Source organism: Saprospira sp. CCB-QB6, assembly GCF_028464065.1.
Taxonomy (GTDB): Bacteria; Bacteroidota; Bacteroidia; order Chitinophagales; family Saprospiraceae; genus Saprospira.
The window spans coordinates 3,472,101-3,495,653 of record NZ_CP116808.1 but is presented as its reverse complement, the minus strand read 5'-3'; the positions used below and the strand labels follow the sequence as shown (position 1 = coordinate 3,495,653).

Sequence of the window (23,553 nt, the reverse complement as noted above, 5' to 3'; positions counted from 1 at the left end):
GCTGCTTATTTTTTTGAAGTTTTTCTAAACCAGTGGGTTAAAACCCACAGCAACAAGGGAGGACAGTCTACATCCAAAAAAATGGGCCGATGGTTGAAACCATCGGCCCATAAAAAATTAAACTAAAAACCTTTTCCATTTTAAGCAAACAAGGGCTTCAGCCCGCCAGTTTGCATAGACCCGCAACCATGGGCTGAAGCCCATGGACCAAAACAACTCCACACTAAAAATTCAGGGATAAAAACAATTGCTATTAGTTCTGTTATTTCGGCCCTGGGCTTCAGCCCAGGGTTGTAGACTTTAGCCAAAATGGGCCTTAATATGTTGGGCCACTTCTTCGGCATGAGAGACAATCATATAATGTGTAGCTTGATCGACCCAGCAATCGGCCTGCGCTTTTTTTGCGGGAAAAACATGGTCCTTTTTGCCATGAATATGCAAAACTTGGCCCACGGGGGCGCTATTGGACCAATGAACAGCAGCATCGCGAGCCCAGCGCAACATTTTTGGGGTCCAAGTTCGCAACATTTTTTTGTAGAGCTCATAACCGTCTTTATCAGAAATCACGCCCGCCCAATAACTAATTCTGGGCACCATCTCCCAACTAAAAATGGCGGGGACCAACCAATAAAGCGGTAAAATTTTGCCCAAAGAAAAAATAAAGGGCGCTTCCTCATTAGTTTTAATGGTAGAGACCAAAATCAATTGGCTATCTGGAAAATGATGCTGCAAGCGAGTCGCTAATAATCCGCCTAAAGAAAGTCCCATAAAATTGGGTTGCTCTCCTGCTTTTAATTCGCTTTGCAATTCAGGCAGCAAATGGGCCAGATAATCATCGCAGCCCTTGCCCGGGCGGCAATATTCTTCTTTATAATCTAAAAAGCGAACATCTTCAAAGGGGAGCAAAGGCAAAAGCTGCTCAAAAATTCGATGATCGGTTCCTAAGCCAGGCAAACAATAAAGCGGCTGCTGATATATAGAGGATTTAGGCATTGTCTTGATTTAGTGCAGATTTATAAGTGGCCAAACAACGCTGCCGAGCAAATTTATGCTCTACAATGGGCTGAGGATAGCGGCGGCTGCCATATTCTTTCACCCATTTTTTGACATATTTCAGCTCGGCATCAAACTTTTTGAGTTGGCTTTCGGGACTAAAAATGCGGAAATAAGGCGCGGCATCGGTGCCAGAGCCTGCGGCCCATTGCCAACCGCCATTATTGCTGGCCAAATCAAAATCGAGTAATTTTTCGGCAAAATAGGCTTCTCCCCAGCGCCAATCAATCAATAAATGTTTGCACAAAAAGCTGGCCACCAGCATCCGTACACGGTTGTGCATATAGCCCGTAGCATTGAGTTCTCGCATTCCCGCATCGACCAAGGGATAGCCCGTTTTTCCTTGGCACCAAGCCTCAAACTCCTCCTCATTATTGCGCCATTCGATTTGGTCGTATTGGGGGCGGAAGCTCTGCCCGACCACATTGGGAAAATTGGCCAAGATTTGCGCATAGAAATCTCGCCAGATCAATTCATTGAGATAAGTAGCATTGAGTTTTCGGGCTTTTCGGGCCTTTTCTCGGATAGAAATGGTCCCAAAACGGAAATGCAGGCCCAAACGAGAAGTTCCTTCTTCTAGAGCGGGAAAATCGCGGGTCTCCTCATATTTTCTAATGCGTTTTTGCTGCAGCAATCGGCTAGGGAAATTCATTTGGCTGGGTGCAAAGCCCATACTTTCTAGACTAGGGATCTCAAAATTGCTGGGGAGAGTTGCATAATTTTGTTGGTAGTTTTCATTGGGATAAGATTGCAGGAAAAAGGATTCGCCTGCTGCTGTTTTTTTGGTCTCCAGCTTAGCCTTCCATTGTTTGCTATAAGGCGTAAAAACGGTATAGGGACCAGAAGTTTTCTTTTCTACTTCTAGCGCTTCAAAAATAACATGGTCTTTTTTGGTCAAAAAGGGAATGTTTTCTTTTTGGAGAAGTTCGGCAACAGCGGCATCTCTTTTTTTGGCGTAGGGTTCATAATCTCGGTTGGCATACACCTTATTGATGGGCCAGTCTTGCAGCAATTGGGTCCAGACCGCTTGAGGGCGGCCATAAAGGACCAATAAATCGCTGCCGAGTTCTCGCAGCTCCTTTTGCAGGCGCTGCAGCTCTTGATGAATAAAATCTACTCGCGCATCTTGGCGATTATTTAAATCCTCTAGAATATTTTGGTCGAAAATAAAGATGGACAAAACGGGCCCGCCTGCTTTGAGGGCCAGATATAAGGCGGCATTATCCTTTAGGCGAAGATCTCTGCGGTGCCAAAAGATGCTATATTTCATAAGTAGGGATAAGTTATTTTTTCAACAGATTTTGAACACTAAAAAAGAGAAAGAGTTTAAGCCCATTGGCTTCGGCTGCATCTAAGGAACTATTTTGGGTGTAGAAGCGGGCGAAGCCCGCTGGCCTAGCGATGTGCAGGGGTGGCCGAAGGCCAGACCAAGCCGGCAAAGCCGGCGCAGGGCCGAGCGAGCAGCGAGCCCCGAAACGTAGCGCCCGCCGCAGGCGGGAGGCCCCAAAAAAGTAGATCCTGAATAAAAAGAACAAAAATTGACAAAATTTTATTAAGTTTATAAGCTAGTTAATGGACTAGAAAAGATGCTTAAATGAAACAGAATTAAGGCATAATAGCGTAAACAATAGCATCAGCGAGCTAAGGATAGATCCGTCCTTGCTCGCTTTTTTATAACATAGGGGCAAGAATTGGGAAGAGCAGTGGAGGAGAATATTGGCCCCAAAAACACATTTTATATGTCAAAAACAAAACTATATCCGGCTCGTTACACCTTGCGATCCTTTGCCGTTTTAATTGATTTTATAGTCATTATGTTATTGGTTTGGCTTGTTATCTCTATAGCTGAGGGCAATTTTTATAACCTTTTTGAGCATTTTCAGCAGAGTACGCCCAATGATCCCTGGGCATATCAGCATTATTACTATGATGAGTCCAAACTTTTATGGATGGAGATTCTGAATGGTTTGCCCTTGAAATTTGCCATCAGTTTGGCCTATTATACTATTTTTGAGCAATCGGCCATGCGGGCCACTCCCGTCAAATGGTTATTGGGGTTAAGAGTAGTGGATGCCCAAGATAAGCGACTCGATTTTTGGAAGAGCCTGAAGCGCAACAGTCTTAAAATAGGGCTGCTCTTTTTCCCTTATATACTCACGAGCTATGTTTCTCCTGAGTTTTTCCCCCTCCTCTTATTATGGTTCTTTCTGAGCGTTGCTTATTGGGTAAAAGGCAGCCAAAGCCAGAGCAAACAGATGTTTTATGATCGTTGGTTGGGGAGCTATGTAAAAGTCTTGCGATAAAGCTTATTTAGAATAAGTCAAAGAAAAGCAAGCCATCCTAATTTTATTTGTTCATCTTCTGTAGAGAAGTTATATTTGTGCGAATTTTGGACGAAAAAGTCTTGAAACGAAAAATAAAACTGAACAACAGATATGAATTTTGAACTAAGCGAACAGCATTTGGCTGTAAGAGAGGCGGCTAGAGAGTTTGCCCGCAAAGAATGTCTACCCGGTGTTATTGAGCGTGATAGCAAGATGACTCACCCCACAGAAATCTTGAAAAAGATGGGCGAAATGGGCTTTTTGGGTATGATGGTAGACCCCAAATACGGGGGAGGCGGAATGGACTCGCTCTCTTATGCCATCGCCATGGAGGAGTTCTCTAAAATTGACAACTCTTGCTCAGTGGCCATGTCTGTAAACAACTCTTTGGTATGCTGGGGATTAGAAACCTTTGGTACAGAAGAGCAAAAACAAAAGTATTTGCCCAAATTGACTACTGGCGAATGGATTGGTGCTTTCTGCCTTTCTGAGCCCGAAGCAGGTTCTGATGCTACATCTCAGCGCACAACCGCTGTAGATATGGGCGATCACTATATCCTAAACGGAACCAAAAACTGGATCACTAACGGTGGTACCTCTCAGCTACATTTGGTTATTGCACAAACTAACCCTGAATTGGGCCACCGTGGAATCAACTGCCTTATCGTAGAAACTTCTTGGGATGGCGTTGTGATCGGGGCCAAAGAAGATAAACTCGGTATCCGCTCTTCTGATACACACACGATCATGTACAATGATGTGAAAGTACCTAAAGAAAACCGCGTAGGCGAAGATGGTTTCGGATTTAAGTTTGCCATGAAAACCCTTTCTGGTGGACGTATCGGTATCGCTTCTCAAGCCCTCGGCATTGCCGCCGGTTCTTATGAATTGGCCGCTGCTTATGCTAAAGAAAGAGAAGCTTTTGGTAAGCCGATCATCAAACACCAAGGTATTTCTTTCAAATTGGCCGATATGGCTATGCAGGTAGAAGCCGCCCGTATGTTGGTCTATCGCTCAGCTTGGCTCAAAGACCAAGGCATGGACTACGATATGGCCAGTTCTATGGCTAAATTAGCCGCCTCTGAAGCTGCAATGAAAATCTCTGTAGAAGCCGTTCAAGTACATGGTGGCTACGGTTTCGTTAAAGAATATCATGTAGAACGCCTCATGCGCGATGCTAAAATTACACAAATCTATGAAGGGACCTCTGAGGTGCAACGCATCGTTTTGGGCCGCTCGATAGAAAATGGAAAGCTCTATTTGCCTGATCACAAATAGATTACCTCCTATCTAATAGAAAAGAGACTCTAGTTTTAGAGTCTCTTTTTTTTGGCCCAAACTATTCCTTCTTCTTAGCCGCATATATTTTTTCAAAGGCATGATAAACCGCCTGATGTAAAGCATCTCCATGCGTTTTATCGGGCAAAAACTCAAAGAATAAATTACGCTTTCCAGCCCCTTCCTTCCTCAGTTTTTTATAGAGTGTTTTGGCGGTTCGCTCCATTACTTTGCCCTCTTTGCCCACCGCTATATATATAGATGTCGCCTCCTTGGCCAAAGACATATCCCAACTCAACAGGCGCTCTTCATCCCACCAAAGGCTTGGGCTAACAATAATATAATGCTCAAAAAGTGCCGTCTTCTTAAGCAAAATCTCTGTAGCCAATAATCCCCCTAAAGACTGCCCAATTAGCGTTTTATCTCCCGCTGTTCGATAGCTCGCCGCAACAAAGGGTTGCAATTCTTTTTCTATAAACTCAATAAATCGCTCAGATTGTCCCGAACTAGGAAACTCCTTTTGATCTAACTCATTTTCAGAAGGATAAGTAAAATCTCTCTTTCGATCCACATTCTCAATGCCAACTACAATAGAGGCCGGAAGCATATTTATCCAAGAAAAAGTACCAAATTGCACAATCCCTGAAATATGTATAAAATCCTCCTCCTTCCCCCCATCCAACAAATAAATGACTGGATATTGTTTTAAACTATCTTGGTCATAATCTCCTGGCAAATAAACATTTATTCTCCGTTCCTCACCTAAACTATCCGACCACAATCGAATAGTTTCCCCAATCACAAAGTCTGTCTCTCCCAAATTTTGGGGCAGATTTTGTCCTTTTCCCAACAAGCAGAAAAACACTAAACCCAATAAGCAGATATAAGCTCGCATCCTAAACATTTTTTATTTATCTAATCAATAAGGGAAGATACAGCTTTTTTGGGGCTGCCCCACCCTTCGGGCGGGTCGGGCTATTCCGCAGCTCGCAAGTCTGCTCGGCCCTGCAGCCCTGCGGGCTTTGGTCTGCCGCCTTCGGCGGCCCTGCTCCAGCCCCTCAGCCTGCGGCCCTTTGGGCCTGCTAAACGCAGAAAGGACCAACGCACAAAAAAAGGCTCCCGATCGGGAGCCTTTTTTCTTTTATCGAATCACTACAAAGGGCAAAACCTTTCGGAAACCCTTTTCGGGTACCGAAAGCAACAGCCAATAATTTCCAGCTTCAAAAACAGCCGGCAAATTATAAGTGTATCGCCCTTCCGTAAAGCGGACCTTTTCGGACCATATTTTTTGCCCCAGTACATTTACTGCGGTCAGTTCAATTGCTAAGTCTTCACTCAGCCAACCATCAATACTGATTTGGGCCCCAGTTCGACTAGGGTTGGGATAAAGGGTAAACACATTCGGATTGAAGGCACCTTCCTGCTCATCTATAGCCACTACATTAGAGTAGTAAAAACTACCATCAAAATCCTCTTGCTTATAGCGGTAATACTGAATACCAGGCTGTAGTTGCTCGTCCCAAAACTCATAGGAAGTAGTCTGTTGGCTATAGCCTTGTCCAGCTACCCAACCCAAGGCCTCCCAATTCAAACCATCTCGGCTCTTCTGAATTTCAAAGCCCTCACAACCTATTTCAGCAAAGGTCTGCCAATGCAGTCGCCCTTTTCGGCCTTCTTTTTCTCCAAAGAGCGGAGAACCTTCTATCGGAAGCGTAATCACAGCACAAACGCCCTGATCATCGGAATAAGATCGATTATAGGTTCCACTCCCCCCAGCAGCCGAAGCCATAAACTGAGGACAAGATAGGCCATCATCCAAATAAGCATACTGCGCACCAGAAGCACGATCACCAGAAAACTGTAAACAGTTAACCGCAGCCGGCATAAAGGCATTCGATTGACCAGAAAGACTATCTCCTGTAAATAACATACAGTTGACTGCAGCAGCCACCATAGCCTGACTCTGGCCCGAACTGCTGTTTCCAGTAAAATGAATACAATTGACCGCTGCTGCTAGCATGCTTTGGCCATAACCAGAGCCTCCATTTACAGATGAACTAGTAAAACTACTACAAAGCAATCCTCCTATTCCCGCACTGTCTACCCCAGAGCCACTCCCCCCCGTGAATTGTCCAAAAAGAACAGCCGGGAAGCAGCATAAAAAGAGATAAATATATCGCATAAGGAATAAGTTTTTTAACGGACACCACGGCCCCCAACATAATTTAGACGAGTACCATCATCAGCATAGGTCGATCCATAATAACGTTCGGCTACTCTAAGGTAGGTATAGGTCATATAGTAACTCCCCCCTCTAATCATACGACCAGGAGCTGTACTTGAAGCATTTGCAGCCTCTGGGCGAGCCCATGATATATTATTCGCATGTCCTGCATTAGGCGCCACAGAGATTTCTCCATCGCCAAGATCACCCGTAAAGAATTGCCCATCACTATACGAATGAATCATCTGCTCACAAACATTTCCAGACATATCCATTACTCCATAGTAAGTGGCCCCCGACTGCTGACGAGTTGTACCCGGCTTAGCCGCATAACCACAACGCATTGGGCCCAATACTGTACTATTGTTGTAATTACAAAGTCCCGAACCAGGCGTCACTGCATTAGAAGCCGTTTCTGTGGCTGTTCCATCAGTCACCAAGGTATTCGCATCCGTCACTAAGCTTGTTCCCCAAGCGTACTCATTCGCTACAGGATTTAATGGGCCTCTACAAATTTTTTCATACTCAAATTCAGACATTGGACGCAAAGCCGCCCAATCCAAATAAGCCAATAAATCAGCCCAACCCAAATACCCCATAGCTCGATGAGGCGTATTGGCCACAATCACGGGCCAGTTTCCAGTAACATTAGTTCTAGAAGCTGCGCTTCCCACAATTCTTCTAGCAATCGCTTGATCAGACTGTAAAGAGTTCACAAAATCGACATACTGTCCCTGAGAAATCTCATACTTCATGCAGTATACCTCCGCAAATCCTTTAGGAAAATCCGCCGCAATAGTCGCAGTTAAAGCTCTAGAAGCAGCATACAACTTCCCTGCAGTATTACCATAAGCAATAGCGCCCTCAGAAGTCACTTGATAAGGTGTTGTCGCTGCTCCCTCTCTAAAAGAAGAACCTGAACTCCCCCCATCTCCTAGATAAAAGGCCCCCTCTGGAATATTCACCATCTCAATCCCAAATACACGAAAATCAAACTGGCCCGGAACCAATCCCACCATCCGCAAGGATACACTCACACTACTAATGTTGCCAACCCCATCCGTTCGACGACGAACAAAGACGCCCTTGGCTACCGAACTACTGTCCTTTCCATCAACATAGACCTCTAAGGGACTTCCAGCCGTATGATGTGCCGTAGTAACACTCAAATCCGTATGGCTCCACAAACTAGAAGCACAATCCCGCTTCTTTACAAATAACCAAACTGCATCATGATTGTAAGGAGGCGTCCCATCCATCCGCCAACTGTTCTCCCAACTAATGCTGAACGTCAAAGTCGAGTCATTGGTCAAAGTCACATTACTAATCTGTAGATTGTTGGCCCACAAACCAAAACTCAAGCTGCAAAAGAGCAGCAGAGGTAAAAGCTGTTTCATACTAAAATATAAGTTTAGGTACTAAAAATAATTACTCGTTCTCAATTGCCCCTAAAGGCCTTATATCTCTGTGCTCATCTACACTTTTAGGTAATGTAAATTGACGATACCATTGGCAAATCGCTGCGTCTCCAGCAACTGCCAATTAGATGGGGAACAAGAAGAAGGGAATAAGGGAATGCCCTCGCCCAAAAGACAAGGAACTACTGATATGATCATCTCATCAATTGCTGAAGCCGCCAAAAAGCCCTGTATTAAACTACCTCCACCCACTAACCAAATCCCTTTCTGACTCAATTGCTTCAAACTCGCTATTGTCACAGAATCAATATCCTGCAACTGCCAACTGTCAGGCGTTGGACATTCCAACTGCTCCGACCGACTAAAAATAAAGCTCTGCTTACCTACATAAGGCCAGTCTATACCAAAAGACAATATGGCCTCATAGGTCTTACGACCAAACAATAAAAGATCAACACTCTCATAAAAAGCCGTATAGCCAAAGTCCTCCTGTTTAGGGTTCGGAACCTCCTCCAACCAATCTAATTCTCCATTTGGTCCCGCAATATAACCATCCAATGACTGGGCAATATAAAGTTTGATCTTCATCGATCTGAACTATCTTTTTTTCGCTACGCAATCAATTTAACAAAACAAATATACAGAAGCTATTTATAAATCGACTCATATATTCGCTGTTAAAATATTAGAATCTTTAAAAAAGTGACATTCGCAAAAGGAGCCTTTTTCCAATAAGAAACTGTGCCCCCATAAAAAAGGCCCACTACAACTTGCTTGTAGTGAGCCCGTTTTATCGCTTAAACAGCTTATGCTATTCCTCCAAGAAGGGGTAACGATAGTCTGTAGGCGGTACAAAGTTCTCTTTTATCGTACGTGGAGACACCCAACGCAACAAATTGAGATAAGAGCCCGCCTTATCATTAGTACCCGATGCACGTCCACCACCAAAAGGCTGCTGCCCAACAACAGCACCTGTTGGTTTGTCATTTACATAGAAATTACCAGCAGTGTGACGGAGTTTTTCAATTAACTCATTGATTACCAGGCGATCCGTAGCAAAAATAGCACCAGTCAAAGCATAAGGAGAAGCCGTATCTAAAGCCGAGATAGCTGCATCCAACTCATTATCCTCATAAACGAAGATCGTCATGACTGGACCAAAGAGCTCTTCCTTCATCGTAACATAATGCGGATCCTTCACTACAATTACTGTGGGCTCAATAAAGTACCCCTCTTCTTTAGAATGATTCCCTCCAGCAATAATTTCTACGCCCTCGTCTTTCTTGGCTTGCTCAATATAAGCCGTGATCTTGTCATAGGCCCGCTCATCAATCACCGCATTGACAAAATTGCTGAAGTCTTCTACGGTTCCCATCTTTACGGTCTTCAAATCAGCGACTAGCTTCTCTTCTACCGCAGGCCACAAACTCTGAGGAATATAGGCCCGTGAAGCCGCCGAACATTTCTGCCCCTGATACTCAAAGGCACCTCGCAAAAGAGCCGTAGCCACCTGCTCCGCCTTGGCATCCTTATAAGCCAAAACATAATCCTTACCACCTGTCTCCCCAACAATGCGAGGATAAGAACGATAGTTATGAATGTTCTCCCCTATGGTCTTCCACATATACTGAAAGGTCTTCGTGCTCCCAGTAAAGTGTAAACCAGATAATTCAGGATGCTTGAAACAAACCTCTCCCGCTACAGGACCATCCGCAAAGACCATATTCACTACGCCCGCAGGCAATCCCGCCTCCATGAAAAGGTCCATAATCACTTTGGCTGAATAAATCTGCGTATCAGAAGGCTTCCAAACGACAACATTACCCATCTGAGCAGGCGCAGCACATAAGTTGGCACAAATTGACGTAAAGTTGAAGGGCGTTACCGCAAACACAAAGCCCTCTAAAGGACGATGCTCCAAACGATTCCATATCCCCGCCGCCGAATTGGGCTGATCACTGTAAACCTGCTCCAAATAGGCCGCATTAAAACGGAAAAAGTCTACCATCTCACAAGCCGCATCAATCTCCGCCTGAAAAACGTTCTTCGATTGCGCCAACATCGTCGCCGCATTCATCCGATCGCGATAAGGTCCCGCCAACAACTCTGCCGCACGGAGAAAAACTGCCGCACGCTCCTGCCATGGCGTGTTCTCCCAACTACTTCTAGCCGCTAGCGCAGCATCAATAGCCATGTTTACCTCTTTAGCCCCTCCCTTATGGTAGTGACCTAATGTATGTTTAAGCTCATGCGGAGGATGAATGCTCACCAAATTGCCGGTGCGCACCTCTTTTCCCCCAATAATCATGGGAATTTCTAACTCCTCTCCCTTCAATCTCGCCAGTTCGGCTTTAAGCGATGCACGCTCAGGACTACCCTTGCGATAGGCTTTTACCGGCTCATTCTTCGGTGTCGGAATCTTGAAAAAAGCATTGGCCATATTAGCTGTGTTTTTATATTTGAACAAAACAAATGCTGTTCAGTATGTAAGCAATGCGGCTAAAATAGAGAATCAGCCTTGGCTTACAAAAAAAGCTCGTCTAAAAGTTTTTTTAAGCCCCCCTGTGACCATTTTCAACTTTGCCGCTCTCTAATTTGCCTTTTGGAAAAAGGAGTATGATTTATTATTTTATCTTGTGAGCAATCACAGCATTTTATTAACCCTTTACTTTTTATATTTTAACCTTATGATGAATATCGAAGAAATAATCAAACTAGTTACCGAGCTGGCTATTACCTATAGCCCAAAAATCTTTGGTGCCGCATTTATCGCCTTTATTGGCTTCTGGGTCATCGGCAAAGTGACAAAGATGCTCGCCAAAATGCTCGAGAAACAAAAGATCGACGATTCCCTACGTCCTTTCCTCGTTTCCCTAACCAACATGACCCTCAAGGTCCTTCTGGTCCTCAGTATCTTTAATGTACTAGGCATCCAAATGACCTCTTTTATCGCGATCCTTGGTGCAGCGGGACTTGCCGTAGGTATGGCCCTCTCTGGCACCCTACAGAACTTCGCCGGCGGAGTCATTATCCTTATTATCAAACCCTTTAAGGTCGGAGATGTTATCCAAGCCCAAGGCTTTACCGGTGTCGTTAAAGAGATCCAAATCTTTAATACGATCCTTAAAACACCCGATAACAAAACGATTGTCATCCCTAACGGCGGCCTATCTAATGCCTCTCTTACCAACTTCTCTACGGAGCCTTTCCGCAGAGTAGACCTTACCGTAGGGGTCGGCTACGGAGATAGCACCGAAAAGACCAGAGCGGTACTCAACGACATTATCGCTAAAGATGATCGTATCCTCCAAGAACCCGCTCCCCCCTTTATTGCCCTAGCCGAACTAGCCGATAGCTCAATCAACTTCACAGTTCGCCTTTGGGTCAAGTCTTCTGATTACTGGGGCGTAACTTTTGACATGAATGAGAAGATTTATAACCGCTTCAATGAGGAGGGCCTTAATATCCCTTTCCCTCAAATGGATGTTCATATCCATAAGAATGATTAAAAGCAGTTAGATTAGGGTATTTTGGGGCCTCCCGCCTTCGGCGGGCGCTACCTTCCGCAGCTCGCTCTTCGCTCGGCCCTTCGGCGCTTCGCGCCTCGGTCTGGCCTGACGGCCACTGCTGCAGATCGCTAGGCCGAGCGCCACAGCAAGAGCTCGCCCTAACTACTTTGCTGGCCTTTTGGCCAAATCTATAGCTCTAATAGAAGTTAAAAGGTCCAAGACAGTTGTCTTGGGCCTTTTTTTATGCCTTCTCCTCTCCTTTTTCCCCTCCCCCTCAAAACGATGGCCCTGTATTCCCCCTTTTTATTGCCTACTCTTTAGACGGCTTGAAGCTGTGGCTGCCACAGACTCAAATCCACTCTCCGTTTTACCTCTGTGGCTACCACAGCCCTAAATCCGCTCTCCGTTTCTACGCTGTGGCAGCCACAGCCCTAAATCCGCTCTCCGTTTTACCTCTGTGGCTACCACAGACCTAAATCCACTCTCCGTTTTACCTCTGTGGCGGCCACAGACTCAAATCCGCTCTCCGTTTTACCTCTGTGGCGGCCACAGACTCAAATCCGCTCTCCGTTTTACCTCTGTGGCGGCCACAGACCCAAATCCGCTCTCCGTTTTACCTCTGTGGCGGCCACAGACCTAAATCCACTCTCCGTTTTCACGCTCTGGCGGCCACTGCCCCCCTAAAAAGATCCAAACTAGGGCCTAGGACCAGCTTTAAGGGGCGGAACTTTCGCCAATTAGGACCAAAGAGCGGAGATTGAGGACCAACAAAAAGAAGATCCCCGCCCAAGCCCCCGAAGGATTCCTTAAGGAATCCTGAGGAGGGGTGGGTGGGCGGGGATTTATGGGCGAATGAGGAGCGAAGCGACGAATACCGCTTTTAGAGCGTACAGGCGAGCGCAGCGAGCCGCAGGCTGAGGGATATGGAGCAGGGCCGCCAAAGGCGGCAGACCCAGCGGGCAAAGCCCGCGCAGGGCCGAGCAGACCTGCGAGCTGCGAAATAGCCCGACCCGAAGCGTCGAGCCGCCCGCTAGGGCGGCTTGGCCGACCGAAGGGAGGCAGCGCAGGGGCAGCCCCAAAAAATCAGTCCCCTTGACAACAAGCAGGCTGTAGACAAACGTTTAGTGAAGAACTGCTAATGATTTCTTATTTTTAGCCCTCCATTTTGTTTGACAAAAAACAGCTATATGCGACATATCTACCTAATCGGCCTCCTATTTCTCTGTACTTGGAGCCTGCAGGCCCAAGTTCGTCTAGAGGTCATCATCAACTCGGGAACAGCGGGAACCAGTTGTACAGACGGCATCTTTGGCGGAAGTCCCGATCCCCAATGGCGGGTCAATATAGAAAGCCAAGGCTGGACCACCTACCCCCAATCGGGGGCCTGCTTTACCGATGCCCCCAATAGGCAATACGATGAGGACTTTATCTGTGCAACAGATTATCCCGCTACTATTCAGCTCTGCTTTAGAGCCTTTGAGGATGATGGAGCCGCCTGTGTGGTAGACCAAACTTGTTTGGCCCAGATTTGTCAGAACTTTGCAACTCCCGCTGCAGGGACCTCTGTCAATTATACCCTAAGCATTCCCAACTGTTGTGGGAACAGCAGCTGGGGACAGGTAGATTTTACCGTTCGGGCAACAGGAAGCTTTGTCAATGCAGGCCAAGCCTATGATCAGATTTGTAATGCCATCAACCTAGGCACCCTAAATAGCAACAGTTCTATTGGCGACAACAGCCTAAGCAACTATGGGAACTTCTGTGCAACTAATACCTTAGAACCTAGCCCCTGGGGCAATGCCAATGAACAAGGCGTTTGGTTTCAGTTTACCACAGGCCCCAACCCCAGCGCTAGCCTCCGCTTTGAGGCTATCTCTGATCCCCAAAACTTAGGGGATGGGATTGATCTACAATTGGCCCTTTATGAAAGTTCTACAGGAACTTGTAATGGCGCCCTTAGCCTAGTGGCCGAAGATTATCAGGGCGCAGGCGCCCTCTACGATGAAGAAATGAGTGTAGAATGCTTGCAGCCTAATACCACCTACTTTCTCTTAGTAGATGGGGAAGATAGCGGCATCCCCTTCACAGATGACGGCCAAGGTTACTTCGGCTTAGAAATTTTTGACCTTGGGGTGCAGCAATCAGCCGATAGTATCTGTGCAGCTACCCATCTGGGTGCCGTTCCAGCAGGGGGGCAAGTTCAGACTATCGCCCTCAGCCAATCTAACCTTTGTGCGAGCAATGCCAATGAGCCTGTTCCTGGCAATTGGAGCAATGAGCAGGGCGTATGGTTCTCCTTTGAGGCCCCTCCTTCTGGGCATGTCATCATTGAGGCCAATAGTGACCAACCGGCCCCCTTCGGGACAGATGCCGTAGACCTTCAGTTGGCCCTTTATAGCAGCTCGAACAATAGCTGTACAGGAACCCTCAGCGAAGTAGATAGCGACTATGATCCAACTGGCTTTGGAGAAGAACTAGATGTGCGCTGCTTGGAAGCAGGCCGCATCTATTATATTATGGTAGATGGCTCTACCCTTAATGTAGATGGTATCTTTGATCTGGAAGTGCGAGACGGAGGAATCCCCCCCGCTCCCAATGACCAGATTTGTAATGCAATTGCCCTAGGGGCCCCTGCTGCTGGCGGTACCGTAGGACTAACCGATCAGAATAACTATTGTGCAGACAATCTCTTTGAGCCCATCCCCAACAACTGGGGGAATGATCGTGGCGTTTGGTATACCTTTGTTGCGCCCCCCTCAGGTAAGGTAGAAATTCGAGCAGAGAACCAAAGTCTATTCGGCTCGGACCAAATTGATCTACAATTGGCTGTTTTTGATGCCGCTAACCAAACTTGTACCGATCCCTTGACAGAAGTGCAAAGCGAACATGATGGAATTGGAGTCGTCTGGGATGAAAACATGGAGGTAGAATGCCTTACTCCAGGGCGAACCTATTTCCTTATGGTAGATGGAGAGGGCGCTCTTTTTGACCCCGACCTCCAAGAGGGTATCTTTGATCTGGAAATCTATGGAGACCCTCGCGATCCCCCCGCAACAAATGATGATCCTTGTAATGCCATCTATTTGGGCGACCCAACAGGAGGGCAGATAGGAAGCAGTCCAGGTCCACAACATGGAAGTCAGAACAACTTCTGTGCAACAGGAGCTGGAGAGCCCAATCCGGGCGCCTTTAACCCTAACCAAACAGTTTGGTATACCTTTACGGCCCCCGCTAGCGGTAATGTAGAGATCGAGCTTAGCTCTGATGATCCACTTAATGGAGTGGATCCCATTGATTTACAAGTAGCTGTTTGGGAAGCGGCTAGCTGTACGGGCAGTTGGCGAGAAATGAACAGCGGAGATGACCTGGTCGTCTTTGATTTGGACCTAGAGGTCTATTGTTTGAACCCAGGGGATGTCTACTATGTACAAGTGAATGGTGCAGACCTCGCTATTTTGGACCCCGAAGAAGGATATTTTGATATTACAATCCGCGAGATTCCGCCTATCCCCGTAGCCCCTAATAATCTTATCTGCAATGCGATTCCTTTGGGAGATCCCTTTACTAATGGCCCCCAAAGCATCAGTAATCAGCATAACCTCTGTGCCGATGCCATTGGCGATCCGAATCCAGATGATTTTGATGCGGACCAGACCGTATGGTACAGCTTTACTACCCCTGCCACAGGGGGACCTTATGCCGTAGACATTTCGGCCACTACCTTTACGCCCTTTAGTTCTCAAGACGCCATAGATATTCAATTGGCTGTTTTTGAATCTTCTAATAACAGTTGTACAGGTACCCTCACAGAAGTAGAAAGTGATTATGATCCAGGCTTCTTTGATGAAGATATGGACGTACAATGTCTAGATGCGGGCAAGACCTATTTCATCATGGTGGATGGCTCCTTCTTAGATGTGCAGGGCTACTTTGATTTGACCATCAGTCAGGCCCCCTCTGTGCCAATTCCCACTAATGACCTCCTTTGTAATGCAGAAGCCTTGGGCGCTGTACCTATTGGAGGCCGAATCAATAACAACATCAACTATTCTAATTTTTGTGCAGATACGGAATCGGGAGAACCCGCTCCCTTTAATATAGAACAGACCGTTTGGTTTAGCTTTCAGGCACCTGCACATGCTGGGGCCAGCACTTCTTCAGAGGTTAGCATTCGTGTAGAGTCTGATCCCAATAACCAAGGCAATGGCGTAGACCTACAGTTGGCCGTTTACCGCTCTTCTAATGGAAGCTGTACGGGCAACCTCCAACTTTTGGAAGAAGGAGTAGACAATCCCACCCTAAGCTTTGATGCGGAGGTCAATTTAACCTGTTTGGTTCCAGGAGAGACCTACTGGGTCCAAGTAGATGGTTCCCTCATTGATGTAGAGGGTTACTTTACGATTGAGATTGAAGATGATGGGGCTGGCGCTTTCCCTGCCAACGACAACATTTGTAATGCCACGCCCTTAGGAGCCGTTCCCAATGGAGGCAGCATCAACAATAACGTCAGTTACAATAACTACTGTGCTACGGTAGAGCCCAACGAACCTAATCCCTCGGCCTTTGCGGTGGATGAGACCGTCTGGTTTAGTTTTGAGGCCCCTACTTCTGGAAATATCAGTATCAGCTTAGAATCAGACCCCGCAAGTTTGGGCGACAACCCCAACTTGCAGCTTGCCCTTTGGTACAGTCCCGGCGGCACTTGTGCAGGCCCTTGGCTAGAAATGGGTAGTGATTACGACCCCCTACTGAACGATGAATCAATGAGCATTACTTGCTTGGTTCCAGGGGCAACCTACTATCTACAAGTAGATGGACAAGAAGATTACTTTGGGGTAGAAGAAGGTTACTTCACGATTGAGATCGAAGATGATGGAGGAAGCACCAGCTTCCCTTATAATAACAACATTTGTGATGCCTACGACTTTGGACTGCCCACAGGCAGCTTTGCTAGCCTAGGCAATGAGACCAATGAATGTGCTAATGTAGAATTAGGAGAGCCAGGTTTGGGCGGCTATGCCGAACATAGCGTTTGGTACCAGTTTACGGCTCCGCCTTCAGGCCGTGTAGAGATCGAAGTGGAAAGCAATGATCCTATCTTTGGGATAGACCCAGAAGTCTACATCTTCGGCTCCTCAACAAATAGTTGTACGGGCCAACTCAGCCTAAGTGATGGCTCGAACTTCCCCACGGCAATCATTACCGAGAATGTCGAAGCAACTTGTTTGACGCCCGGCAACATTTACTTCATCCAAGTCGATGGAGAGGGCCTAAATCGAGAAGGGGAATTCACCATCCGAGTTCGGGATATGGAGCCGCTCTTTGGTACAGGGCAACCCAATGACCCTGAGCCCGTCAATAACTACTGCCAAAATGCCATCAGCATTCCCGTTCAATCAGAATCTTGTACCAATGGCAGTGGCAGCTGGAACAGCTACAATTATGGCGTGCCTACCGCTAGCCAAGCCAGTAGTTGTGGACAAAATTGTGGAGAAACTTGGTATAGCTTTACCATGCCCAGTAGTGGTGTAGCTCTTGTAGAGGGTAATGATGATGGGATTAGCTCCTCCTCTCCTATTGGCGACTTCTCCGACCTAGTAGTTGTGGCTTATAGCGGTGGATGCGGCAACCTCCAACAGCTAGCTTGTGGTACAGGCGGCCTTAGTGGCGATGTCGGCTTTGAGATTGCCGCTCCTCCTGGCAGCCAAATCCTCCTCCAAGTCTTCAACGATGGTGGAGATGATGATAATGAGAACTTTGAACTCTGCGTATCGGAAGGTTGTGGGGCCGACAACTGCCTCAATGCCATTGCCTACCCCATTCAACCGAATGTTCCTTACTGCTTCAACACGGCCTCGGCTACTGGAGAAGGAGTTGCAGCTGGCGCCCCAGGTTATTTTGAATGTGGAGAGGGAGATGACCCTGAGCATTCTCTTTACTACTACTTTGTCTCTGACTGTAATGGTAGTGCCGTAACTTTAAGTATTATCAATGCCACCTCTAGTGGAAACTGTATTGGGGGCACCGTGCCCGGCGATGGTTTTAATATCTCTTTCTTCCAAGATAGCAGCCCTTGCGATAATAACCCTGATGTGCTGGTTGATTGCCAAAGCTTTAATAGCTGTATGACCCAGCCGATAAACTGGTCATTCACTTATACCAACCTGCAACCCAACACCCCTTATATTGTCCAGATTGATGGTGGGTTTAACTTCCTTGGAGGAAGCAACAATGGGACATTCATGATACAGACGACGACTAGCCCAGTGCCTATGCCGACCTCTACTCCTTCGGGTTGTGGCAGCAATAATGGTACGGCCACAGCAACGACTGTAGGGGGAACACCTCCTTTTAGTTTCCAATGGTCGAATGGTGCCGTAGACTCTGTCATCACGAACCTTAGTCCGGGCTGGTATACCGTTACAGTCACCTCTTCTGGACCTGGGGGTTGCTCTGCTATTGATAGTGTTTTTGTCGATAGCACCAACGCTTTGGGGTTGCAGCTTGCCTCTCAAAGAGATGAGAGCTGTTTGGGCAGCTGTGATGGTTCTGCTACAGTTTTACCCCTTTCAGGTTTGGCCATTAACTACAACTATTTATGGGATGCGGCCGCAGGCAATCAAACTACAGCCACGGCCACAGGCCTTTGTGCAGGAACTTATAGCGTTACCGTTAGTAGCAACAATGGATGTCAGGATAGCATGACGGTCCAAATTGGCAGTCCAAGCCCAGTGCAGGCAACTTTAGTCAATGGAAGCCTGCCCCAATGTCCAGGTCTTTGTGATGGTTCTGCGGCTATAACGGCAATTGGCGGAAGCATTTCAACAGACTACTATTATGAATGGTCTCATGGAGATAGTACCTCCTTGGTCACTAATCTTTGTGCGGGCAATTATAGTGTGACCATTAGCGACCGCAATGGTTGTTATGACACCCTACAATTGAATATTCCTGTGCCGCCTAGTCCTATCCAAATCAGTTTACTGGCTAGTCAGGACCTCAATTGCGCTGGCGATAGCTCTGGCGCCTTTAGCTTAACCGCCGCAGGCGGACAGGCTCCCTACAACTATATCATGGCTGGAGATACCAACCAAACGGGACAGTTCTCAGCCTTAGCAGCGGGCAACTATTTAGTCCAAGTTATTGATGATGTAGGCTGTATGGACACCATCTTGGTAAGTATTCAAGAGCCTAACCCCTTAATAGCAAACATTACGATAGATCAAGACTACAATGGTAGTCCAATCTCTTGCTTTGGGGCCACGGATGCTGCGCTTAGTGCAACAGTAACTGGCGGAACGGCTAACTATAGCTACAGCTGGAGTACAGGAGCTAGCACGAGCAGCATCAACGGATTGGCTGCTGGGAATTACGCCATTACGATTAGCGACCAGAATGGCTGCCAAGATAGTAGCAGCATTAGTCTACAAGCCCCTGCTGCTATACAGTTGACCATTGATACCCTAAGCTTCTATAATGGCTATACCACCTCTTGCGCCACTGCCGAAGATGGACAGCTAGAAGCTAACTATAGTGGGGGCTGGGGAAGCCTTCAGGGCCAATGGAGCAATGGTAGTCAGCAAGCCCTACAAAACAGTCTAGCAGCAGGCAACTACTGTTTTAGCGTAACAGACATCAATGGCTGCCAAGACAGTAGCTGTGTGCTGCTTATTGCCCCCGATAGCCTACTATTAGATAGTATACAGCAGCAAAACATCATTTGTGCGGGCCAACAGAATGGGGAATTGAGCGTCTTTATGCAAGGCGGCCTTCCCCCCTATACTTATCTTTGGTCTAATGGACAAACAACAAGCACGATTAGCAGCCTAGCCGCTGGACTTTACCAACTTACTGTTACCGATGCTAATGCTTGTAGTTGGATGGGCAACTGGACAATTACAGAGCCTACAGCCTTGGCCCTACAACTAGATGCCGACTCTGTACGCTGTAATGCTGGGGCAGACGGAAGCATTTCAGCCCTAGTCAGTGGAGGTATTGCGCCTTACAGCTACCTTTGGTCCAATGGACAAACCACAACTAATATCAATAACCTAACAGCGGGTCCCTATCAGCTTACAGTTACCGATGCGTATGGCTGCAGTATTGCCGCTTCGGCTTTCGTACAAGAACCCAACAATGCCGTTATTGCCAATGTATTAAATAGTCAAAATCCGAGCTGTTATCAAGGAACAGATGGCTGGATTGATGCCGATGCCCAAGGGGGAACGCCAAACTACAGCTTCCTTTGGTCTACAGGAGATACTACTGAGGATCTACAGCAATTAGCAGCAGGGAACTATAGTCTGACCGCCACAGATGCTAGAGGCTGTCAGGCCACAACAAGCATACAATTAGTAGCACCCTCGGCTATACAACCAACTATTAGTATTTACAGCAACTATCATGGGGCAACTATTAGCTGTGCAGGCGCTAGTGATGGAGCGCTTAGCGTTCAGGCGCAGGGCGGAACTAGCCCTTATCTCATCAGTTGGTCTACAGGGGAAAATACAGCTCTGATTCAAAACCTATCGGCGGGTTGGTATAGCGTCAGCTTTAGTGATGCCAATGGTTGTACTGCTGTTGATAGCATAGAGATTAGCGCGCCTTTGGCCCTTGCTGCCCAACAAACAGTAAGTGCGGCTAGCTGTGCCAATAGCTGCGATGGCCAGATTATCTATCAAGCAGTAGCTGGCACAGGCACACTAGGCCAAAATGGTTATGAGTATCGCCTTTTGGGCCCTGGCCAAAACGGTCAAGTCTTTGGTCCCAATAACAACTGGAGCAACCTATGCGCAGGCTGGTACATTGTTCAGCTGAGAGATGGCAATGGTTGCCAAATTCAAGATAGCATAGAAATTACATCTCCTGCGCCCCTGCAACTACAGCTTAGCCCAAATGATCCTAGCTGCTTTAATGGCAATGATGGAAGCCTAGTCGCCTTGGCGACAGGAGGAACAGCCCCCTATGCTTACCTTTGGTCCGATGGACAAACAACAGCTACGGCCACTAACCTATCTGCAGGGAGTTATAGCCTAAGCCTAACTGATGCCAACGGCTGTAGTTTGGTCAAAACGACCAGCTTGCATAGCCCTTCTCCCCTAGCAATTAGCTTCCAAGTAGATTCGGCCAGTTGTGCAGGCAGTAGCGATGGAGCGATCCTCGCCCAAGCGAGTGGAGGAACCGCCCCCTACAATTATCTATGGTCCAATGGCCAAAGCGGCCAACAAGCTAGAGGATTGACGGCGGGCAACTACCAATTGACAATTAGCGACGCGCAAGGCTGCCAATTTACAGCTAGCGTTTTAGTAGAAGAGCCCAGTAGCTTACAAATTCAATTGCAGACGACCGCCCCCAACTGTCAGGGACAAAACTCTGGTACGGCCACAGTGGTAGCTACAGGAGGAACGGCCCCCTACACTTACCTTTGGTCCGATGGACAAACCACTGCTACCGCTACAAACCTAGCCGCAGGCAGCTATCAATTGATTGTGACCGATGCTAAAGGTTGTCAGCAGAATGCCAACATTCAGTTGAGCCAACCAATGGGCCTAGGACTCGCCATCAATCAAATTCAGGCGCCTAGCTGCCATAATGCAGCAGATGGCGAACTAGAAGCCGTAGTGGTCGGTGGAACTTCCCCCTATCAATATAGCTGGTCCAATGGAAGCAGCAGCGCCAATGCCAGCAACTTGAGCGCAGGCTGGCATAGCCTTACAGTTAGCGATGCAGGCGGTTGTCAACTAGTCGATAGTTTTGAACTTTTAGCTCCAGCGGCTCTTCAACTCAGCTTAAGTAGCCAAGCTGCAGGCTGCTTGCAAGGAGTAGATGGTGAAGCGACAGCTAGTGTACAAGGCGGAACCCTCCCCTATAGCTTCCTTTGGTCCAATGGGGCCCAAACGCAACAAGTGACGGGCTTGGCCGCAGGAAACTACCAACTTACAGTTACCGATGCCAATGGTTGTAGCATTCAGGGACAAGTAGTTGTTGATGAGCCAGCAAGTGGCTTGATGGGCTATATCAATGTACAGGATGCCCTTTGCCAAAATGGCGCATCGGGCCAGCTCACGGCAATCATCAGTGGAGGAACGCCCTTAGCCAATGGCGACTACAACTATAGTTGGTCCAATGGCGGCAACAGCGCTATCCTCTCTAACCTAACTGCTGGAAACTATAGCCTTACAGCTACCGATGCCAATGGTTGTGCCCTCAATTTAAGTGCTCAAGTGGGAGCGCCTGCTGGCATACAATTAACCTTAGTTAGTAGCCAAGACCCTCGCTGTGAAGGCGAACAAAATGGTCAAGCTCAGGTACAAGCTAGCGGCGGAACCTCTCCGCTGAGCTATCAATGGTCAGATGGGCAAACAGCGCCCACGGCCCAAAACCTAGGGGCAGGGAGCTACAGTCTGACCGTAACAGATAGACATGGTTGTACAGCTGATTTATCGCTGCAGATTACCGATCCTGCGCCCCTACAACTCAATATGCAGTTGAATATGCCCGCTTGTGCTGGAGGCGACGATGGCAGCATTAGCTATCAGTCTTCTTCGGTTCCAGTCAATGCCTTCCTTTGGTCTACTGGACAAGTTGGGGAGCCCTTAACGGGCTTGGCTGCAGGGCTCTATAATTTGACGGTAGTCGATCAAAACGGCTGTAGTTCAGACTTCCAATATGTCTTGGGCGGTCCCCCCGCCTTGGGATTAACCCTCAAGCCGCAAAGCAATATTCGTTGTACTGGAGATCAAACGGCTAGTGTGGAAGCCTTGGCCCATTCAGGTACAGCCCCATACAGCTATCTTTGGTCCCATGGCGATACACAGTCGCTGGCCCAAGGCCTAGGCGCTGCTTGGTATGCCGTAACGGCCACCGATGCCAATGGTTGTCAGCAAACAGACAGCATTCAGTTTGTGGATCCCGCTCCGCTTGAGCTATCTGCAGAGATCGATTCTGTGCGCTGTTTGGGCGAAAGCAATGGAAGTATCTTAATCTTGGCCCAGGGCGGTTCTACTGCATTGGGCGGTTATAGCTACAGTTTGGATAGCATAAACTGGCAGGCATCTCCCTACTTCCCTGCTTTGGCAGCGGCTGATTATGCGCTCTATGTTCGAGACAATAATGATTGTGTGGCCGATACCCTAGTGAGTGTAGAAGCGGGCTTGCCCTTCTTCTTGCAGCAATTTGGTCCAGCCGATACCACCCTAGCTTATGGCGATAGCTTGCTGCTTTATGCCTTGCTCAATGATAGTTCGGGCGTTAGTTTCAGCTGGAGCGAAAGCTTGAACAATCAGTTATTGACCGATAGCAGTTATCAGTTGTGGGTGCGGCCTTTTGATCGGGCGATTTATGAATTTGTGGCCCAAAACGAGCGCGGTTGTCGCTTGGATAGCAGCATTACAGTCTTCATTGACAAAGAGCGAATTGCGGCGGCGCCCAATGCCTTTACGCCCAATAGTGACGGGGCCAATGATCGCTTCTTTATTCAGGGAGATGATCGCCTACAGCTGGTCAAACTCTTCAGAGTTTATGACCGTTGGGGCGAGTTGGTCTTTGAGGGCCAAAACTTAGCACCAAACGATCCCCAAGGGGGTTGGGATGGCAGCTTTAAGGGCCGACCGATGAATTCTGGGGTTTATGCTTGGTATGCTGAACTAGAATTTATAGATGGACATACTTTAGTTTTAAAGGGCAGCATTCAGCTCTTGCGATAAGTTGTATTTTACAAAGGGACTTTCCATGAGGAGAGTCCTTTT

Annotated in this window: 11 protein-coding genes; 4 read left to right on the top strand and 7 right to left on the bottom strand. The window is 47.5% G+C overall.

Features of this window, described 5'->3' with window-relative positions:
* Positions 1-300 precede the first annotated feature (300 nt).
* Together PPO43_RS13385 and PPO43_RS13380 are read right to left on the bottom strand one after the other, a co-directional pair.
* Entirely contained in the window at positions 301-993 is a 693-nt protein-coding gene (locus PPO43_RS13385) for an alpha/beta fold hydrolase (RefSeq protein WP_272618606.1), read from the bottom strand.
* Positions 986-2,323 (bottom strand): cryptochrome/photolyase family protein, encoded by a 1,338-nt coding sequence (locus tag PPO43_RS13380; protein WP_272618604.1) that lies wholly within the window; start codon positions 2,321-2,323, stop codon positions 986-988. Before PPO43_RS13380 ends, PPO43_RS13385 begins: the two co-directional genes overlap by 8 nt.
* 469 nt (positions 2,324-2,792) lie before the next feature.
* On the opposite strand from PPO43_RS13380, the gene PPO43_RS13375 reads away from it, so the two are divergent.
* Positions 2,793-3,356, top strand: coding sequence for an RDD family protein (locus tag PPO43_RS13375; protein ID WP_272618602.1), 564 nt, complete (start codon positions 2,793-2,795; stop codon positions 3,354-3,356).
* A gap of 132 nt (positions 3,357-3,488) precedes the next feature.
* The gene (locus PPO43_RS13370; protein ID WP_272618599.1) at positions 3,489-4,655 is read left to right on the top strand and encodes an acyl-CoA dehydrogenase family protein; all 1,167 of its coding nucleotides are present in this window, start codon (positions 3,489-3,491) and stop codon (positions 4,653-4,655) included.
* 61 nt (positions 4,656-4,716) lie between these two features.
* Here the strand turns inward: PPO43_RS13370 and PPO43_RS13365 are convergent, their stop codons facing one another.
* The 5 genes from PPO43_RS13365 to pruA all read right to left on the bottom strand — a co-directional run bounded on the left by PPO43_RS13365 (position 4,717) and on the right by pruA (position 10,737).
* Positions 4,717-5,550: an alpha/beta hydrolase gene (locus PPO43_RS13365; RefSeq protein WP_272618597.1), complete on the bottom strand. Its 834-nt coding sequence runs from the start codon at positions 5,548-5,550 to the stop codon at positions 4,717-4,719.
* A 246-nt stretch (positions 5,551-5,796) separates the two neighbouring features.
* On the bottom strand, positions 5,797-6,837 hold the full coding sequence (locus PPO43_RS13360; RefSeq protein WP_272618595.1) for a T9SS C-terminal target domain-containing protein: 1,041 nt from the start codon (positions 6,835-6,837) through the stop codon (positions 5,797-5,799).
* A gap of 14 nt (positions 6,838-6,851) precedes the next feature.
* Positions 6,852-8,276, bottom strand: a complete 1,425-nt coding sequence (locus PPO43_RS13355) for an SUMF1/EgtB/PvdO family nonheme iron enzyme (RefSeq protein ID WP_272618593.1) — start codon at positions 8,274-8,276, stop codon at positions 6,852-6,854.
* Between the two features lie 78 nt (positions 8,277-8,354).
* A complete protein-coding gene (locus PPO43_RS13350) occupies positions 8,355-8,885 on the bottom strand; it encodes a dihydrofolate reductase family protein (protein ID WP_272618591.1) in 531 nt (176 codons plus the stop codon).
* Between the two features lie 223 nt (positions 8,886-9,108).
* A complete protein-coding gene (gene pruA / locus PPO43_RS13345; RefSeq protein WP_272618589.1) occupies positions 9,109-10,737 on the bottom strand; it encodes an L-glutamate gamma-semialdehyde dehydrogenase in 1,629 nt (542 codons plus the stop codon).
* Between the two features lie 247 nt (positions 10,738-10,984).
* Here pruA and PPO43_RS13340 point away from each other — a divergent pair, with 247 nt between their 5' ends.
* Together PPO43_RS13340 and PPO43_RS13335 are read left to right on the top strand one after the other, a co-directional pair.
* The gene (locus tag PPO43_RS13340; RefSeq protein ID WP_272618587.1) at positions 10,985-11,806 is read left to right on the top strand and encodes a mechanosensitive ion channel family protein; all 822 of its coding nucleotides are present in this window, start codon (positions 10,985-10,987) and stop codon (positions 11,804-11,806) included.
* A 1,187-nt stretch (positions 11,807-12,993) separates the two neighbouring features.
* Positions 12,994-23,511, top strand: coding sequence for a gliding motility-associated C-terminal domain-containing protein (locus tag PPO43_RS13335; protein ID WP_272618585.1), 10,518 nt, complete (start codon positions 12,994-12,996; stop codon positions 23,509-23,511).
* Positions 23,512-23,553 lie beyond the last annotated feature (42 nt).

Bases quoted from the DNA above. Each gene is read 5' to 3' on its own strand.
- PPO43_RS13385 (WP_272618606.1), bottom strand. From the start codon at position 993: ATGCCTAAATCCTCTATATATCAGCAGCCGCTTTATTGTTTGCCTGGC.
- PPO43_RS13380 (WP_272618604.1), bottom strand. From the start codon at position 2,323: ATGAAATATAGCATCTTTTGGCACCGCAGAGATCTTCGCCTAAAGGAT.
- PPO43_RS13375 (WP_272618602.1), top strand. From the start codon at position 2,793: ATGTCAAAAACAAAACTATATCCGGCTCGTTACACCTTGCGATCCTTT.
- PPO43_RS13370 (WP_272618599.1), top strand. From the start codon at position 3,489: ATGAATTTTGAACTAAGCGAACAGCATTTGGCTGTAAGAGAGGCGGCT.
- PPO43_RS13365 (WP_272618597.1), bottom strand. From the start codon at position 5,550: ATGCGAGCTTATATCTGCTTATTGGGTTTAGTGTTTTTCTGCTTGTTG.
- PPO43_RS13360 (WP_272618595.1), bottom strand. From the start codon at position 6,837: ATGCGATATATTTATCTCTTTTTATGCTGCTTCCCGGCTGTTCTTTTT.
- PPO43_RS13355 (WP_272618593.1), bottom strand. From the start codon at position 8,276: ATGAAACAGCTTTTACCTCTGCTGCTCTTTTGCAGCTTGAGTTTTGGT.
- PPO43_RS13350 (WP_272618591.1), bottom strand. From the start codon at position 8,885: ATGAAGATCAAACTTTATATTGCCCAGTCATTGGATGGTTATATTGCG.
- pruA (WP_272618589.1), bottom strand. From the start codon at position 10,737: ATGGCCAATGCTTTTTTCAAGATTCCGACACCGAAGAATGAGCCGGTA.
- PPO43_RS13340 (WP_272618587.1), top strand. From the start codon at position 10,985: ATGATGAATATCGAAGAAATAATCAAACTAGTTACCGAGCTGGCTATT.
- PPO43_RS13335 (WP_272618585.1), top strand. From the start codon at position 12,994: ATGCGACATATCTACCTAATCGGCCTCCTATTTCTCTGTACTTGGAGC.